The organism is Streptomyces sp. T028 (assembly GCF_048159505.1).
Classification (GTDB): domain Bacteria; phylum Actinomycetota; class Actinomycetes; order Streptomycetales; family Streptomycetaceae; genus Streptomyces.
In genome coordinates this window covers 330205-345665 of sequence record NZ_JBLRVZ010000026.1, presented here as the reverse complement: position 1 = coordinate 345665, position 15461 = coordinate 330205, and the positions used below count along the sequence as shown (strand labels likewise).

The following is a 15461-nucleotide window of genomic DNA, read 5'->3' as shown; positions in this document are numbered from 1 at the left end:
GGCTCACGTGGCCAGTCCGGCGCGGCGTGACGCCTCGGGCTCCGGCGCCGTGGAGGTGTCGTCCACCCGGTGGCGCAGGTCCGCGGAGACGTCGACCACCCCGTCCACGCCCTGGCACAGGCGTACGACGACCGGGATCAGCGACTTGCGCTCGACGGTGCCCTTCAGCGTCACGCGTCCGTCGACGACGCGCACGGTGATCGCGCCCGGAGTGATACCGACGGTGCGTACGAGTACCTCCCCGGAGATCTCCTCCCGGATGGCGCTGTCACCCCGCAGGAATACACGCAGCAGATCGGCCCTGCTGACCAGGCCGACCAGCCGGTCGGCCTCGTCGACCACCGGCAGCCGTTTGACGTGATGGCGCTCCATGACCTGGGCCGCTTCCACCGCCGTCCACTGGGGCCTGGCCGTCACGGCCGGGCTGTTCATCAGTCCTTCGGCGGTCGTGGCCTCGGCCTTCGCACGGTCGGAGGGCTCGGGGCGCAGAACCGGCAGCAGGCCGACCGGATCCAACCGGCCCGCCTCCTTGCGCAGCAGATCCGCCTCGGAGACCACGCCCACGACGCGTTCGTCGTCGTCCACGACGGGCACGGCGGTGATGTCGTGCTCGGCGAGCAGCTTGGCGATCTCCTTGAAGCCGGTGTCCCGGCGCACGCCGACGACCGATGTGGTCATGAGGTCGCTCACCGTCCGGTGCCACATGGCTTCCGCCTCCTCCCGTGTGCGGTTCCTCCTTCCACTCTCCGCCCGGCACGCGGGAGCCGCATGGGCCGGTCGGCCCCAACCCGGCCGGCGTCGGCCTGGGCCGCCGACGAGGCGGCACGGCACGGGTCGGAGGAGGTACTGCCCGACGACGCCGTGTCCGCCCTGGTCGTGGGAGGGCGTGGCCGGGGCGAGGTGGGCTGCTCCTGGGGTCGGTCAGCCTCGCGGTGGCGGCGCGGGCGGTGTGCCCGGTCGCCGTTGTCCCCCGGCGGGTCTGACCGAATCGCCGTGCGTGGCCGGGGAACCGATGCGCGTATGCCGTGCCGACGGAGCGTGGGGCACCTGGCGTACCGGTTCAGGCGTTCGGGGGAGTGCGCAGTGCGAGGAGGGCCATGTCGTCGTGGCCGTCGCTGGGGTGCCGGTCGGCGAGGGAGCGGACGAACTGGTCCAACGGCTGGCGGCAGTGGGCCGCGGCCAGCTGCGCGAGCGCGGCGAGACGGTCGTCGAGCGGCCGCTGGGGGTGCTCGACGAGGCCGTCGGTGAACAGCAGCACAACATCGCCGCCGGCCAGGGGGTGGGTGTGGTCGGGCCGGTCGACGCCGGTGTCGACACACAACGGGACTCCGGATTCGGCGAGCAGGTACTCGGCGCGGCCGTCGGGTGTGACGATCAGGGGCGGGAGGTGGCCCGCGCTGCTCCACCGCAGCGCCCAACCCTTGGCGGTGGGCTCGATGCGGGCCAGGCACACCGTGGTGACGGGCAGGTCGGTGAGGGCGAGCAGGGTCTCGTCGAGCTGGGCCAGGACGGTGCTGGGCGGCGTCCTGCGGTCGTAGAACAGGACCCGGAGCATGTTCCGCACCTGGGCCATGGCGGCGGCCGCGCGCAGGTCGTGTCCGACGACGTCGCCGATCACCGCTGCGCAGGCGTGGTCCGGGAGGAGGAAGGCGTCGTACCAGTCGCCACCGACCGCCGCGGGTTCGGCGGCCGTCCGATAGACGGCGGCGGCGGTGAACGGGCCGAGATCCGGGAGGGTCGGCAGGAGCAGGCGCTGGAACTGTTCGGCCGTGTCGCGCAGGTGTCCGAAGAGGCGGGCGTTGTCGATGGCGATGGCGGCCGCCCCGGCGAGGGCGCGCACGATCTCCTCGTCGTCCCGGTCGAAAGGCCGCCCGTCGAGCCGCTCTGCCAGATAAAGATCGCCGTAGACCTCACCGCGCACGCTGATCGCCACGCCGAGCAGGGTTCGCATGGGCGGGTGGCCGGCCGGGAAGCCGACCGAGGCCGGGTGGGAGGCTATGTCGTCGACCCGTAGCGGCTCCGGATGCCGGATCAGATATCCGAGCAGGCCCCGGCCGCGGGGCATGCCCACGCCGGCCATGGCCGCGCGTTCCTTCTCCGACAGCCCCGAGGGAACCAGTTGGTCCAGGTGCTCTCCCGACTCATGGAGAATTCCCAGGGCGCCGTAGCGGGCGCCCACCAGGTTCATGGCGGTGACGACGATGCGGTGCAGGACCGCGGGCAGGTCCAGATCGCCGCCGATGGCCAGCACGGCGTCCAGCAGTGCCGCCAGCCGGTCCCTCGTGCCGATCGGTTCGTACGGCTGCTCAGTGCCCCGGCCCAGCCGGTCGTCCGGGCCCGGTCGCAGGTCCGGAGGGCTCGCCGCGCCCACCGGCCTTCGCCGGTCCTGCTCGTCCGTCACGGGATCACCCCGCTCATCCACTGTCCACGGTACGAGAAGGACTCCGTGTCACGCCTGCGCTGTCACCCGTACCGCGGTGACCTTGTACTCGGGGCAGGACGTGAGGGCGTCCGCGTGGTCGGAGGTGAGACGGTTCACCCCGCTGGCGGGGAAGTGGAAGGAGCAGAAGACCTGGCCGGGAGCCGTCTCCTCGCCGACCCGGGCGACGAGCAGGGCCCGGCCGTGCCGGCTTTCCACACGGACCCGTGAGCCGTCCCGGACGCCGTGGCGGACGGCGTCGTCGGGATGGAGGTCGAGGAAGTCGAGGGGATCGAGCGCGAGGTTGCCACCGCGGCGGGTCATGCTGCCGGAGTTGTAGTGCGCCCAGCGCCGCCCGGTGACCAGGATCAGGGGGTAGTCGTCGTCGGGTAGCTCACCGGGTGGGAGATACGGGGCCGCCGCGAGGTGGGCGCGCCCGTCCGGTGTGGCGAACCGGTCCCGGTACAGGGTGGCGTCCCCCGGGCGGTCCGGGTCCGGGCAGGGCCACGGTACGGCGCCCTCCTGGTCCAGCCGTTCGTGGGAGATGCCGGCGAAGACGGGTGCGACACGTCCGCACTCGGCCAGGGCGGCCGCCGCAGTGGGGCAGCCCAGGTCCGCGCCCATCGCCGCGGCGACGGCGTGCACGGCGTCGAAGTCGCTGCGCGCCGCGCCCGGCGGGGACACGGCGGCGCGGACCCGCTGGAACCTGCGGTCGAAGTTGACGAAGGTGCCGTCCTTCTCCAGCCAGGACGCGACCGGCAGGACGACGTCGGCACGGCGGGCGGTCTCGGACAGGAACAGTTCGTCGCACACCACGAGCGGGCACGCTTCCAGGGCCTCGGCGACCCGGTCGCTGTCGGGATCGGTGGCACAGACGTCCTCACCGATGATCCACAGTGCCCGCAGGTCCCCGGCCCGGGCGGCGGCGAACATGCCCGGGATGCGCAGTCCGGGGCGCTCGGGAACCGGTACCCCCCACACCGCCTCGGCCCGCGCCCGTGCGGCGGGGTCGGTCACCTTCCCGTATCCGGGCAGGACATCGGGCAGGGCGCCCATGTCGGAGGCACCCTGGACGTTGTTCTGGCCGCGCAGGGGGCTGACGCCATGGCCGCGATCGGTGCCCACGGCGCCGCGCAGGATCGCCAGGTTGGCCAGCGACCGCACGCCGTCCGTGCCGTGCAGGTGCTCGGTGACGCCCAGCCCGTAGACGATCGCGGGCCGCCGGGCACGGCCGTACAGCCGCGCCGCCGCGACCAGGTCGCCGACGGGTACCCCGGTGATGTCCGCCACCCGGCCGGGTGGGTAGTCGTCCAGCAGCGCGGTGAGCTCCGGCAGGCCGGTGGCCCGCCGGAGCAGGAATTCCTCGTCGGTCAGCCCCTCGGCGATCAGGACATGGGCGAGCCCGTGGAAGAGCGCCACGTTGGTGCCGGGGCGGGGACGCAGGTGTACGTCGGCATGGCGGGCGAGGCCCACGGCGCGGGGATCGGCGACGACCAGATCCGCCCCGTGCAGCACCCGTCGTAGCAGGCGCGCTCCGACCACCGGATGGGCTTCGACGGGATTGGCCCCGACCACCAGCAGACAGTCGGACCGCTCGACGTCGTCGAAGCCGTCGGTGCCACCCGGGAGCCCGAAGGAGGCGGTCAGGCCCGCGGCGGACGGGGAGTGGCACAGCCGGGAGCAGTTGTCGACGTTGTTCGTGCCGATGACGACACGCATGAACTTCTGGACGAGGTAGTTCTCCTCGTTGGTGGCGCGCGCCGACGAGATCGCCGCCACGGCGTCCGGGCCCCCGGAGGAGACGGCCGCACGCAGGCCCCGGGCGACGTGGTCCAGCGCTTCGTGCCAGCCGACGGGCTCGAGCCGGCCGCCCAGCCGCAACAGCGGCTGGGTGAGCCGCTCGGGGGAGACCAGGTAGCCGTGTGCGAAGCGGCCCTTGACGCAGGCGTGTCCCTGGTTGACCGGGCCGTCCCGGGCGGGCAGGACCGCCGTGACCTCACCGTCGGCGGCGACGACGTCCAGGGCGCAGCCGACACCGCAGTATCCGCACGTCGTACGGGTCGCGGTCGGCCGGTGGGCGGAGGTGAGTCCACGTCCCGGGCCGGGCTCGGTGATCGCACCCGTGGGACAGGTGTCGACACAGCCGCCGCAGGCCACGCAGTCCGACTCGGCCCAGGGCCCGCCGGTGCCGGGAGCCACCACGGTGTCGGCGCCCCGGCCGACCAGGGTGAGGGCGAAGGTGCCCTGCACCTCGGCGCACATGCGCACGCACCGCCCGCAGGCGATGCACAGATCCCGGTCCAGGTGGACGTAGGGATGGGAGTCGTCCCCGCCCCGGCCTCTGGCACCCTGAGCCGTGCCGGGGCCGATGCCCAACGTGCGGCAGACCTGGGCCAGTTCGCCGGGGTTGTCGTCGGCGAGGGCACGGGGTGGCAGGACGGAGGCGATGACCTCCACCGCTTCCCGGCGCAGCCGCCGCAGGTCGTCCGTGCCGGCTTCGACGTGGGTGCCGGAGGCGGCCGGGGTCACGCAGGCCGCCGCGACCTGCCCGTCCGTCCGCACGAGACACGTGCGGCAGGAACCGGCCGGGCCGATCCGGTCGTCCGAGCAGAGCGCGGGCAGGTCGATCCCGGCGGCCCGCACCGCCGCGAGCAGTGAGGCCCCCTCGGGCACGGCGACGCGCGTGCCGTCGACGTCGACCTCGATCCCCGCTCCCCTCACGGCCCCCACCCCGCCAGGCGGTCTCCGTAGGCGCGGGCGAGGCTGCGCACCGCGGGCGGGACGCGCCGTCCGAAGGCGCACAGGCTCGCCTCGGTCAGTACACGCGCGAGTCGTTCCCATTCCGGCCCGGGCGGACCCCCGGCGGACGCCAGTTCGAGACCGCGCCGCGAGCCGACGCGGCAGGGCGAGCAGGCACCGCAGCTCTCCGCTGCCGCGAACCGCCAGATGTGCCGCAGCACCTCCTCCGGGGCCGGACGCCGGTCGAACGCGACCAGTCCGGCGTGGCCCAGCGCGGCGCCCCGGGCCGCGAGAGCGACGGTGGTCAGCGGTACGTCCAGCGCGTCGGGGCCGAGGAAGCCGCCCAGCGGCCCGCCGACCTGCAGCGCGGCCAGCTCACCGCCGTCCTTCAGGCCGCCGCCCAACTCGGTGACGATCCGCAGCAGCGGGGTGCCCAGCTCGACCTCGTACGCCCCCGGCCGGGCGAACCGCTCCGACAGACAGACCAGTTTCGTCCCGCTCTCGTCGGGCGTGCCGCGCCGGGCGTAGGTGTCGCCTCCCCGGGAGACGATCCATGGGACGGACGCGAGGGTCTCGACGTTGTTCACCACCGTCGGCGCGTCCCACAGCCCCCGCCGGGTCGGATAGGGCGGCCGTGGTCGGGCGCAGCCCCGGTCACCCTCCAGGCTCGCGATCAGGGCGGTCTCCTCGCCGGCGACATAGGATCCGGCTCCCTGCACGACGTCGACGTCCAAGGCGAGGTCGGTGCCGTGCACGGACCGGCCGAAGTGCCCGTCGGCGTACGCCCGCCCGACCGCCTCCCGTAGCCGGGCGAGGGCTCGCGGGTACTCCGAGCGCACCAGAACCACACCCCGGCGTGCCCCGCACGCGAAGCACGCCAGGGCCAAGCCCTCCAGCACCCGTTCGGGATCGGCCTCCATGAGCAGCCGGTCGGCGTAGGAACCGGGGTCGCCCTCGTCTCCGTTGGCCACCACCACGGTGTCGGGACCACGGCCCGCGGCCTCCCACTTCGCGGCCACCCGGAAGCCCGCGCCACCGCGTCCGCGCAGCCCGGAGGCGGCCACCTCCGTCCGGACCTCGTCCGGGGTGCCGACGGTCACGACCCGCGGCCACATCTGCCACGAGGGCTCTGCGGCCAGCACTCCCGCGAGCAGCACGGGGTCGCCCGTGTCGTCGGCGACAGGGATCGGCGGGTCGGGCGAGGGCTCACCGCCGGCGAGTTGACCGGCCAGCGTCGGGCCGGAGCGGGGCGAGGTGCCGTCGAGCGCCGCGGGGCCCGCATAGCAGTACCCCAGACAGCGGACCTCCTGAAGCGATGTCTCCCCGTCCTTGGACACCGCACCCGCGCGGACCCCCAACGCGTGCTCCACCTCGGAGAGGTGCTGTCCGGCCCGTGCGGCGAAACACGCCGTCGCCGCGCAGACCCGGACATGACGGCGGCCGTGCGGCGCGGCCAGGTCCGCGTAGTAGCCGGCCGGTCCGAGCGCCGCGGCCGCGGGCAGCCCCAGACGCGCGGCGACAGCCGGAGCCCAGTCCTCGGGACCGCTCTTCGTTCCCCTCCTGACCCGGGCCAGCGCGTCGACAAGCCGTTCTCCTGGCCGCCCGCGCCGGTCGTCCAGGGCCCGGAACGCGTCGAAACGGTCCGCGGGAGCTGTGGAGGCCATGCCCTCCATCGTGGGGGCAGCCACCCGGTGCCGCAATCGCGGCACTCCCTGAGCGTGGTCGCCCCCATGGCCACGCCGGACCGGAATCGGCACGGCAGACCGTCGCGCGGGCCGTACGGCCCCGTCGGTGCCCGGTCGGCTCATCTCACGAGCGGGCCGATGCCGCGCGCGGTGTGCTACACGGACACCACGGAGTGGTTCCCCCTGGCGGGGAGTCCGGAACTCCGCCGCTTGAGAACGTGTCCGGCCTCGATGCCGCGCAGCCGGCGATCACCTTGTCGGGACTTCAGGGACCCAAGGGGGCGAGGGCAGGGGCTGTTCGGCCCCAGCGCGCGGCGGCCCCACCTGGTTGACTGGAGATGCCGGCTGTCGAGACCAGACCTCGAGGAGGTACGGCGATGACGACACTGACACGTAGACAGAGGTTCCCCTTCCCGGAGATTCCGGAGTGGTTCGAGAGCTTCCCCGCGCGGTTCGCGATGCCCACGATGAGTGACCTCTTCACGGTCCGCATCGAGGACTATGTGGACAACGGCAGGTACGTGATGCGCGCCGAGCTCCCGGGCATGTCCGCAGAGGACATCGACGTGATGATCGACGACGGAGTGCTCACCGTCACGGCCGAGCGCACCGAAAGGGAGGTGGAGAAGAACCGCAGCGAGATCCACTACGGCTCCATGAGCCGCAGCGTGACCCTTCCGCCCGGCGCTGACGAGAACGACGTCACGGCCGAGTACGCCGACGGCATGCTCACCGTGACCGTGGGAATCGGCACCACCCCGGCCGAGGCCAGGCACATCGAGATCAAGCGCGGCGGCTGAGCCGCGTTGGCGTCCGGCCCCCAGGTCGTCCGCGGCCCGGGGGCCGAGTGTCGTCCGGTCGGCGCCGTCCTGACCCTGGCGCGTCACCGGGTCGAGCCGTTGCCTGTGGTGGACGGCAGCGGGAACAGCGCGCCCCAGGAGGCGTTGACGAAGGGGACGAGGGTGACGACGATCGCGTCCTCGATGTCGCCGAGGCCGCAGCTCACTTCCTGCCAACTGCGCGGACCGGCTCGCGTCGATGAGGGCGGGGCGGATCCGGGAGCACACCGGGCGCCGTTCCACGGCGACCTGGCGAAAGCCCTCCCGGAAGGAGGCCATGGTCCCGTGCAGCAGGTTCTGCTCGGCCTCACGCTTCCGCCCTGCGCACCACCGCGACCGGGCAGTGGGCGTGGTGCGGCAGGGCCTGGCTGACCGGGATCCCTGGAGGGGATCTATCCGGCCCTGATCATGGCCAACGGCGCCCGCGCCGAGGGCATCGAGGCCGACCTGTTCTTCACCTTCTTCGGACTGGACGCCATCACGAAGAAGCACTGGGAGCACATCAAGCTCGCCACGGTCGGCAACCCGGGCCTGCACCTGCCCACCCTGCTGGGCGGGCTGCCCGGTGTCCCGGACCTGGTGACCCGGTACATGGAGCGCAAGATGGACAGGCTCGACATCCCGCCGATCCCCGAGTTCATCGAGATGATCGCCGACACCGGCGCGGGCATCTACGCCTGCAAGGCGTCCGTCGATCTCTTCGAACTCGGCAAGGACGACCTCGTCGAACAGGTCCAGGGCATCATCACGGTCGGCGAGTTCTACGAGCGCGCGGCAGGCAGCCAGATCATCTACACCTGAGACGACCGGCACGGGTGGCGATGACGACGGCGACGACCACGGCGATCAGGGTACGTCCCGCAGGGCGGCGGGATCGAGTCGAGGTTTGTCGGCACGGATGGTCATGGGGGTTCCCTGGTGTCTGTGAGGCGGGCGGCGGCTCGGTGCTCCGGTCGCCGCCCGGGGGCGGGGCGGATCAGGCGTCGGCGTCGGAGGAGCGGTGGCCGCCCGCACAGTGCACGACCAGTTGCCTCTTCGATTACCCCGAGGGGTATCTCTCCCGGTGAGAGTACGGCCACCGGGAGGGGAGCGTCAAATACCCCACGGGGTATTTGCGACCCGCACCCGCGGTGCGGACCGACGACGGGCAGAATGTCCGCATGACCCTCCACTGCGCGGTGCTGGACGACTACCAGGGCGCCGCCCTGACCCTGGCGGACTGGAGCGTCCTCGACGGCAAGGTCGACGTACGCACCCTCCGCGAACACCTCACCGACCGGGACAAGCTCGCCGCCGAACTGGCCGACTGCGAGGTCGTCGTGGCCATGCGCGAGCGCACCCCCTTCGACGCCGACCTGCTGCACCGCCTGCCCCGGCTGCGCCTGCTGGTGACGACGGGCATGCGCAACGCCTCCATCGACCTCGCCGCGGCGGCGGCCCAGGCAGTGACGGTCTGCGGTACGGCGAGCAGCCCCACGCCGCCCGTCGAACTGACCTGGGCTCTCCTCCTCGGCCTGGCCCGGCACATCGCGGCGGAGAACCGGGCGCTGCGCGAGGGCGGTCCCTGGCAGTCCACCGTCGGCCAGGACCTCGCCGGCCGGACCCTGGGCCTGCTCGGACTCGGCAGGATCGGCACCCGGGTCGCCCGCGTCGCCACCGCCTTCGGCATGGAGGTCCTCGCGTGGAGCGAGAACCTCACCCCGGAGCGGGCGGCCGACGCCGGGGCCCGACTCGCTGCGAGCAAGGAGGACCTGCTGAGCCGCAGCGACTTCGTGTCCCTCCACCTCGTCCTGTCCGACCGCACCCGCGGCCTGCTCGGTGAGCCGGAACTACGCGCCATGCGCCCGCACGCCTACCTGGTCAACACATCCCGCGCCGCCCTCGTCGACCGACCGGCACTCCTGCACGCCCTGCGCGAGGGCTGGATCGCCGGGGCGGGGCTGGACGTCTTCGACACCGAGCCGCTGCCCGCGGACGATCCCCTGCGCTCACTGCCGAACGTGCTGGCCACACCACACCTCGGTTACGTCAGCGAGCAGAACTACCGCACCTTCTACGCGCAGGCCGTGGAGGACATCGCCGCTTTCCTGGCCGGTACGCCCACACGACAGCTGACGGCCGACTGAGCGAGAGCCCACTGCCGCCGTACCGAACGAACCGAACGGGGAGGACATGGAGAAAGCGCTGGGCACGGTCGGGGGTTTGTGGCGCTACCCCGTCAAGTCGATGCTCGGCGAGACGGTGAGCGCCGCGGAGGTGACCGAGCGTGGACTCGCCGGTGACCGGCGCCTTGCCGTCGTCGACCGGGAGACGGGCAAGGTCGCCAGCGCGAAGAACCCGCGGCTGTGGAAGGCCCTGCTCACCTGCGGCGCGACCCTGGAGGAGGGGTCGGTACGCATCACCCTGCCCGACGGGAAGCCGGTCCGGCGGACGGACACCGATGTCGACGACGTCCTGTCGGCGGTAGTAGGACGTCCCGTCACGCTGACGGACACTCCGCCGGACCGGGCCACGCTGGACCGTTCCCGGCCGGAGCTGGTCCTCCAAGAGGGGCTCGACGCCGAAGTGCAGGCGGACACCGTCCAGTTCGGGTCGGCTGCCCCCGCCGGTACCTTCTTCGACTACGCCCCCTTGCACCTGCTGAGCGCGGCCACCCTGCGCCAGCTGGCCGCGCTCAGCCCCCGAGGGGTCGCCGAGGCCGAGCGCTATCGCCCCAACATCGTCATCGACACCGAAGGCGTCGGCTTCCTCGACCACGCATGGCTGGACAGCGAGCTGCGGATCGGGGACGAACTCGTCCTGCGGGTCGTCGCTTCGACGCCACGCTGCGCCGTACCGACGCTCCCGCACGGAGAACTGCCCCAGGACAGAGCAGCCCTGCGCACGCTCGCCGAGCACAACCGCGTTCCCGCCGGACCCGGATGGAACCCGGAGCCCTGCGCGGGGGTCTACGCCCAGGTGGTCCGCCCGGGGCGGGTCGGCGTCGGCGACCTCGTCAGGCTCTGAGCCGACGGGCCTCGCCGCCGGGACGACGTACGGCCAACCAGCCGTCCGCCCAGCCGTCCGCTACGAGGAGACCTCAAGAGTGATCCAGTAGCGGCGTTTGACCCCGATGTCGGTGCTGCGCGTGTCTTCGAGGACGCCGCCGTTGCTCTCGATGGTGCGCGCCGAGCCGACGTTGCCGTCGTCACAGGTGAGGAGCACCCGGTCCAGACCGAGCGCCGGCGCCTTGAGCAGAACCGCTCCCAGCGCCCACGTGGCCAGCCCGCGTCTCCTGGCGGAAGGGCGGACGCTGTAGCCGATGTGACCGCCGCCTTCCAGCAGAAAGGCGTTCAGATAGTGCCGTAGGTCGATGGCCCCGAGGTACGTCTCGCCGTCGACGATCCACCAGTGGGTGGCGTGGAAGCACCCTTCCCCGACGGGCAGCGACCGGTCCGACTGCTGCCGCAGTCGCCCGACCCACGAGGCGAACCCTTCCGGGCTGTCGAGATCGTCGTCACCGACCAGACGCAGTCCGGTCCCGTCCTGGTGAGCACCGGGCTGCCACTCGTCACGCGCAGCGAGCCACGAGGAGTGCAGGCGTCCCGTGGGAGCGATCAGTTCGGCCATGCCGGGGACGGTAACACCCACAGCCCCCGAGGTCTCCTTGATTCACTACAGGCACACACCCTGGGCGAATCCGCCGTTGCTCACGAGGAGTTGGCCATTGACCCACTGACCCTGGCGTGCGCGGCGGCCAGGGTGATGCGGTCCAGCGCGCCCTTGTCCGCCCCGTAGGGCAGGTTGCGACGGTGTGGTCGCTGGTAAGTGCGACGATGCGGCCGCTGCCCGGGGCACCGGCGAAGCGCCGGCCGTACTCGCGGATCAGCAGCCAGGTCGCTCGGGCACTGACCGCGAAGTGGCGGTCGAAGCTCTCGACGGTCGTGTCGAGCAGGCCGGAGTCGACCGACTCGCAGTGACACCTCAGGTGAAGGCGATGTCCCAGCCCGAGGCCGCCAGTCGTCGGGCGATGCCCGCACCGATGCCGACCGTGCGCCCCACCCGGTGACCAGGACCAGGGGACGGCCCGGGGGATCGGCCTGTCGGGGAGCGGGGTGTCCTTGGTCGCGTGGTCACGGCCCGAGACGGTCCATGAGCCAGGCCTGCCGGGCCACCGCCTTTCGCCGTCGGAGGGGCGGGCGCGGCGAAGCGCACGCACCTCCATCGCGTCACCTGTGGCACCACTCGACGCGCCGGACAGGCACTATCCCGGTATGCCGAACGGGGTGTTGCCGTCCGGTGTCTGGTGAGGCAGTCGTTCGAGGGTGGCGGCGATCTCGGCCCGTCCCACCGCGTCGATCAGGGCCTGGCCGATCACGGAGACCGGCTCGCGGGCCGGGAGGACCAGGCCCATGCGCTCGGTGCGGACCGGGCTGACCAGGGGAACGGCGTGCATGCCGGTGGGCACGCCGAAGACGTGGAGCCAGGCGTGCGGCACGATGCTCGCCCACTGACCGGCCCTGACCTGCGCGAAGAGGGAGGCGATCGAGTCGGTTTCGACCCGCGGCGCCACGGACACGCCGGCGGCTTCGAACACCGCGTCGAGGACCTGGCGGCCCTGCATCAGGGGGTGCAGCAGACACAGGGGGTACTGGGCCGCCTCCGCCCAGGAGATGCTGGCGGGCCCGGAGTCGGGCGCGGACCACTGGGTGAGCAGAACGTAGCGTTCCTGGTAGAGCGGTACGAACTTGAAGTCGTGGGCGGCGACGGAGCTGTGGTAGGTGACGGCGGCGTCGAGTTCGTACGCCCGCAGCCGGTTCACGATCTCCTCGGCCTGGAGGTCGGCGAAGACCTGGACGGTGGCGAGCGGATTGGCGGCGCAGAACGGCTGGGTCAGCAGCGCGACCGCGGTGGAGGCGGTCGGCACGGTGCCGATGCGCAGCCGGCCGCTCAGCCCCGCGCGCAGTGCCTGGATCTCGCCCTGCATGGCGTCGCGGTCGGCGAGGATGCGCTGTGCCCACAGCACGACCCGCTCGCCCTCGGGGGTGAGGCCGTCGAACCGGCGCCCACGCCGGACCAGCGGGATGCCGAGCTCGTCCTCCAGTTTCCGGATGCCCTCGGACAGGGTCGGCTGGGAGACGTAGCAGGTCTGGGCCGCCTTCGCGAAGTGGCGGGCGCGGGCGAGGGCGACGAGGTATTCGAGTTGGCGCAGCAGCACCCTTCAATGATCCCTCAGCCCGGCCGCGCGGCACGGGGCACGCTGCGGTGATCGGTGCCGCCTGTCAGTCGATCGGAACCACCACTTTGACCTGCGCCGGAGCACAGACGGAGAGTGTGGCGCGAACGGTGGGCGGGGTGTGCCGCGCCCGTGCGGGTCCAAGGACGCGCGGGGCCGCCCCGCCGCGCGGCGGACGCGCCGGACGTCGCCAGGACCCGCGCCGCCCTGGACGGAGAGGGTGTGGTGTGCGATGCGGGACTTCGACGAACCGGACGAGGCCGAACTGTCGGTGACGGCCCCCAAGACGTGGGCGACCGGTGCTCCCGCGGTCGTGCACGCGCTGCGGTACGCGCTCGGGCAGACGTCACCGAAGCGCACCGCCCTCACGCTGCTCAACATCAACCAGGCCAAGGGTTTCGACTGTCCGGGCTGCGCCTGGCCGGAGCCCGCGCCGGGCCAGAGGCACCGCAACGAGTACTGCGAGAACGGCGCCAAGCACATCGCCGACGAGGCCACCTCCCGGCGGGTGACGGCCGACTTCTTCCGGCGGCACTCCGTCGACGAGCTGAGCCGCAGGTCCGACTACTGGCTCAACCAGCAGGGCCGGCTGACCGAACCGATGGTGCTGCGCGAGGGCGCGACCCACTACGAGCCCATCGGCTGGGACGAGGCCCTGGACCTGCTCGCCGGTGAGCTGCGTGCCCTGGACCACCCGGACGAGGCGCTCTTCTACACCTCCGGGCGGCTGGCGAACGAGCCGGCCTTCCTGCTCCAGCTCTTCGCACGGGCCTTCGGCACCAACAACCTGCCGGACTGCTCCAACATGTGCCACGAGTCCAGCGGCTCGGCACTGGGGGAGACCCTGGGCATCGGCAAGGGCAGCGTCAGCCTCGACGACCTCTACGACTCCGACCTGGTCTTCGTGGTAGGACAGAACCCCGGCACCAACCACCCGCGCATGCTGTCCGCGCTGGAGGAGACCAAGCGCCGCGGCGGCCATGTCGTCGCCGTCAACCCGCTGCCCGAGGCCGGACTGCTCCGCTTCAAGCACCCGCAGAAGGCACGCGGGATCATCGGCCGCGGCACGGACATCGCCGACCAGTTCCTGCAGATACGGCCCGGAGGCGACCTCGCCCTGTTCCAGGCGCTGAACCTGCTGCTGCTGGAGGCCGAGGACAAGGAGCCGGGCACCGTCCTGGACCGCGACTTCATCGAGGCGCACACCACGGGCTACGACGCCTTCGCCGAGCACATCCGCACCACGTCCTGGGACGCCGTCCTGGAAGCCACCGGCCTGACCAGGGACGAGATCGAGCAGGTGCACGAACGGGTGCTGGCCAGCCGCAGCGTCATCGTCTGCTGGGCCATGGGCCTGACCCAGCACAAGCACGGCGTGCCCACCATCCGCGAGGTCGTCAACTTCCTGCTCCTGCGCGGCAACATCGGCCGGCCCGGGGCGGGCGTGTGCCCGGTGCGCGGGCACAGCAACGTGCAGGGCGACCGCACCATGGGGATCTGGGAGCGCATGCCGCAGCCGTTCCTGGACCGGCTGGGACAGGAGTTCCGGTTCACCGCGCCGGTGAAACACGGCCTGGACTCCGTCGATTCCATCCGGGCCATGCTCGACGGACGGGCCAAGCTGTTCGTCGGCGTCGCGGGCAACTTCGTACGCGCCTCGCCCGACAGCGACGCCACCGAGCGCGCCCTGCGCAACTGCCGTCTGACCGCCCACATCTCGACGAAACTCAACCGCTCCCACGCGGTGTGCGGACGCACCGCCCTGATCCTGCCCACGCTCGGCCGGAGCGACCGCGACGTCCAGGCGGGCGGCGAGCAGTTCATGACGGTCGAGGACTCCATGAGCGAGGTCCACGCGACCCGCGGCCGCCTCGCCCCCGCGTCGCCGCACCTGCTGAGCGAGGTGTCCATCATCAGCCGCCTCGCCCGCAAGGTGCTGGGCGCCGGACCGGACATCCCCTGGACGGACTTCGAAGCCGACTACGACCTTGTGCGCGACCGCATCGCCCGGGTCGTCGAGGGCTTCGAGGACTTCAACGAGCGGGTACGGCGCCCAGGAGGATTCCGCCTGCCCAACCCGGTCAACGAGAAGGTGTTCCGCACCCCCGCCGGGAAGGCCGTCCTCACCGTCAACGACTTCACGCTGCTCCGGGCCCCCGAGGGCCACCTCGTCCTGCAGACACTGCGCTCGCACGACCAGTGGAACACCATCCCGTACGCGATGGACGACCGCTACCGGGGTGTCAAGGGCGGCCGGCGCGTCGTCCTGGTCAACCGCGCCGATCTCACGGACCTCGGCCTCGACGACGGCAGCCTCGTCGACCTCGTCAGCGTCTGGACCGACGGCTCGGAGCGCCGCGCCGACGGCTTCCGGGTCGTCGCCTACCCGACACCCCGGGGCTCCGCGGCCGCCTACTACCCCGAGACGAACGTCCTGGTACCCCTCGACAGCGTGGCGGACATCAGCAACACGCCCACCTCGAAGAGCGTGATCGTCCGCCTGGAACGGGCCGCCGCCCGGACACCCGCCTAGCACGAGCACGTCGCCGGGCCCCGGGGCGGCG

12 protein-coding genes and 1 pseudogene are annotated in these 15461 nt (G+C 72.3%); 5 read left to right on the top strand and 8 right to left on the bottom strand.

The genetic code is table 11. The features are described 5' to 3' along the window. Positions 1-3: 3 nt before the first annotated feature. From ACLZN2_RS25485 to ACLZN2_RS25470, 4 genes are all read right to left on the bottom strand, one after another. Positions 4-705, bottom strand: coding sequence for a CBS domain-containing protein (locus ACLZN2_RS25485; RefSeq protein ID WP_416981334.1), 702 nt, complete (start codon positions 703-705; stop codon positions 4-6). A 355-nt stretch (positions 706-1060) separates the two neighbouring features. After that, a complete protein-coding gene (locus ACLZN2_RS25480; protein WP_416981333.1) occupies positions 1061-2401 on the bottom strand; it encodes a PP2C family protein-serine/threonine phosphatase in 1341 nt (446 codons plus the stop codon). Positions 2402-2449: 48 nt separating this feature from the next. Further along, positions 2450-5140, bottom strand: a complete 2691-nt coding sequence (gene fdhF / locus ACLZN2_RS25475) for a formate dehydrogenase subunit alpha (protein ID WP_416981332.1) — start codon at positions 5138-5140, stop codon at positions 2450-2452. Beyond that, positions 5137-6822 carry an NAD(P)H-dependent oxidoreductase subunit E gene (locus tag ACLZN2_RS25470; RefSeq protein WP_416981331.1) on the bottom strand — a complete coding sequence of 562 codons (1686 nt, stop codon included), beginning with the start codon at positions 6820-6822 and terminating at the stop codon, positions 5137-5139. The genes fdhF and ACLZN2_RS25470 overlap by 4 nt, the downstream gene beginning before the upstream one ends. A gap of 398 nt (positions 6823-7220) precedes the next feature. Here ACLZN2_RS25470 and ACLZN2_RS25465 point away from each other — a divergent pair, with 398 nt between their 5' ends. Further along, positions 7221-7643, top strand: a complete 423-nt coding sequence (locus tag ACLZN2_RS25465) for an Hsp20/alpha crystallin family protein (protein ID WP_416981330.1) — start codon at positions 7221-7223, stop codon at positions 7641-7643. Positions 7644-7726: 83 nt separating this feature from the next. On the opposite strand, the gene ACLZN2_RS25460 is transcribed toward ACLZN2_RS25465, so the two are convergent. Next, a complete protein-coding gene (locus ACLZN2_RS25460) occupies positions 7727-7849 on the bottom strand; it encodes a hypothetical protein (protein WP_416981329.1) in 123 nt (40 codons plus the stop codon). A gap of 214 nt (positions 7850-8063) precedes the next feature. Here ACLZN2_RS25460 and ACLZN2_RS25455 point away from each other — a divergent pair, with 214 nt between their 5' ends. The 3 genes from ACLZN2_RS25455 to ACLZN2_RS25445 all read left to right on the top strand — a co-directional run bounded on the left by ACLZN2_RS25455 (position 8064) and on the right by ACLZN2_RS25445 (position 10688). Next, positions 8064-8483 (top strand): DsrE/DsrF/DrsH-like family protein, encoded by a 420-nt coding sequence (locus ACLZN2_RS25455; RefSeq protein WP_416981383.1) that lies wholly within the window; start codon positions 8064-8066, stop codon positions 8481-8483. A 359-nt stretch (positions 8484-8842) separates the two neighbouring features. Further along, positions 8843-9808, top strand: a complete 966-nt coding sequence (locus ACLZN2_RS25450; protein ID WP_416981328.1) for a D-2-hydroxyacid dehydrogenase family protein — start codon at positions 8843-8845, stop codon at positions 9806-9808. A gap of 46 nt (positions 9809-9854) precedes the next feature. After that, positions 9855-10688, top strand: a complete 834-nt coding sequence (locus ACLZN2_RS25445; RefSeq protein ID WP_416981327.1) for an MOSC domain-containing protein — start codon at positions 9855-9857, stop codon at positions 10686-10688. Between the two features lie 60 nt (positions 10689-10748). Here the strand turns inward: ACLZN2_RS25445 and ACLZN2_RS25440 are convergent, their stop codons facing one another. The 3 genes and pseudogenes from ACLZN2_RS25440 to ACLZN2_RS25430 form a co-directional block, all read right to left on the bottom strand. Then, positions 10749-11291 carry a GNAT family N-acetyltransferase gene (locus ACLZN2_RS25440; protein WP_416981326.1) on the bottom strand — a complete coding sequence of 181 codons (543 nt, stop codon included), beginning with the start codon at positions 11289-11291 and terminating at the stop codon, positions 10749-10751. A gap of 116 nt (positions 11292-11407) precedes the next feature. Then, positions 11408-11740, bottom strand: a pseudogene (locus ACLZN2_RS25435) (hypothetical protein); the annotation flags it as partial. Between the two features lie 185 nt (positions 11741-11925). Further along, a complete protein-coding gene (locus ACLZN2_RS25430; protein WP_416981325.1) occupies positions 11926-12879 on the bottom strand; it encodes a LysR family transcriptional regulator in 954 nt (317 codons plus the stop codon). Positions 12880-13129: 250 nt separating this feature from the next. Here ACLZN2_RS25430 and ACLZN2_RS25425 point away from each other — a divergent pair, with 250 nt between their 5' ends. Continuing rightward, a complete protein-coding gene (locus tag ACLZN2_RS25425; RefSeq protein WP_416981324.1) occupies positions 13130-15430 on the top strand; it encodes an FdhF/YdeP family oxidoreductase in 2301 nt (766 codons plus the stop codon). The last annotated feature ends 31 nt before the right edge of the window (positions 15431-15461 follow it).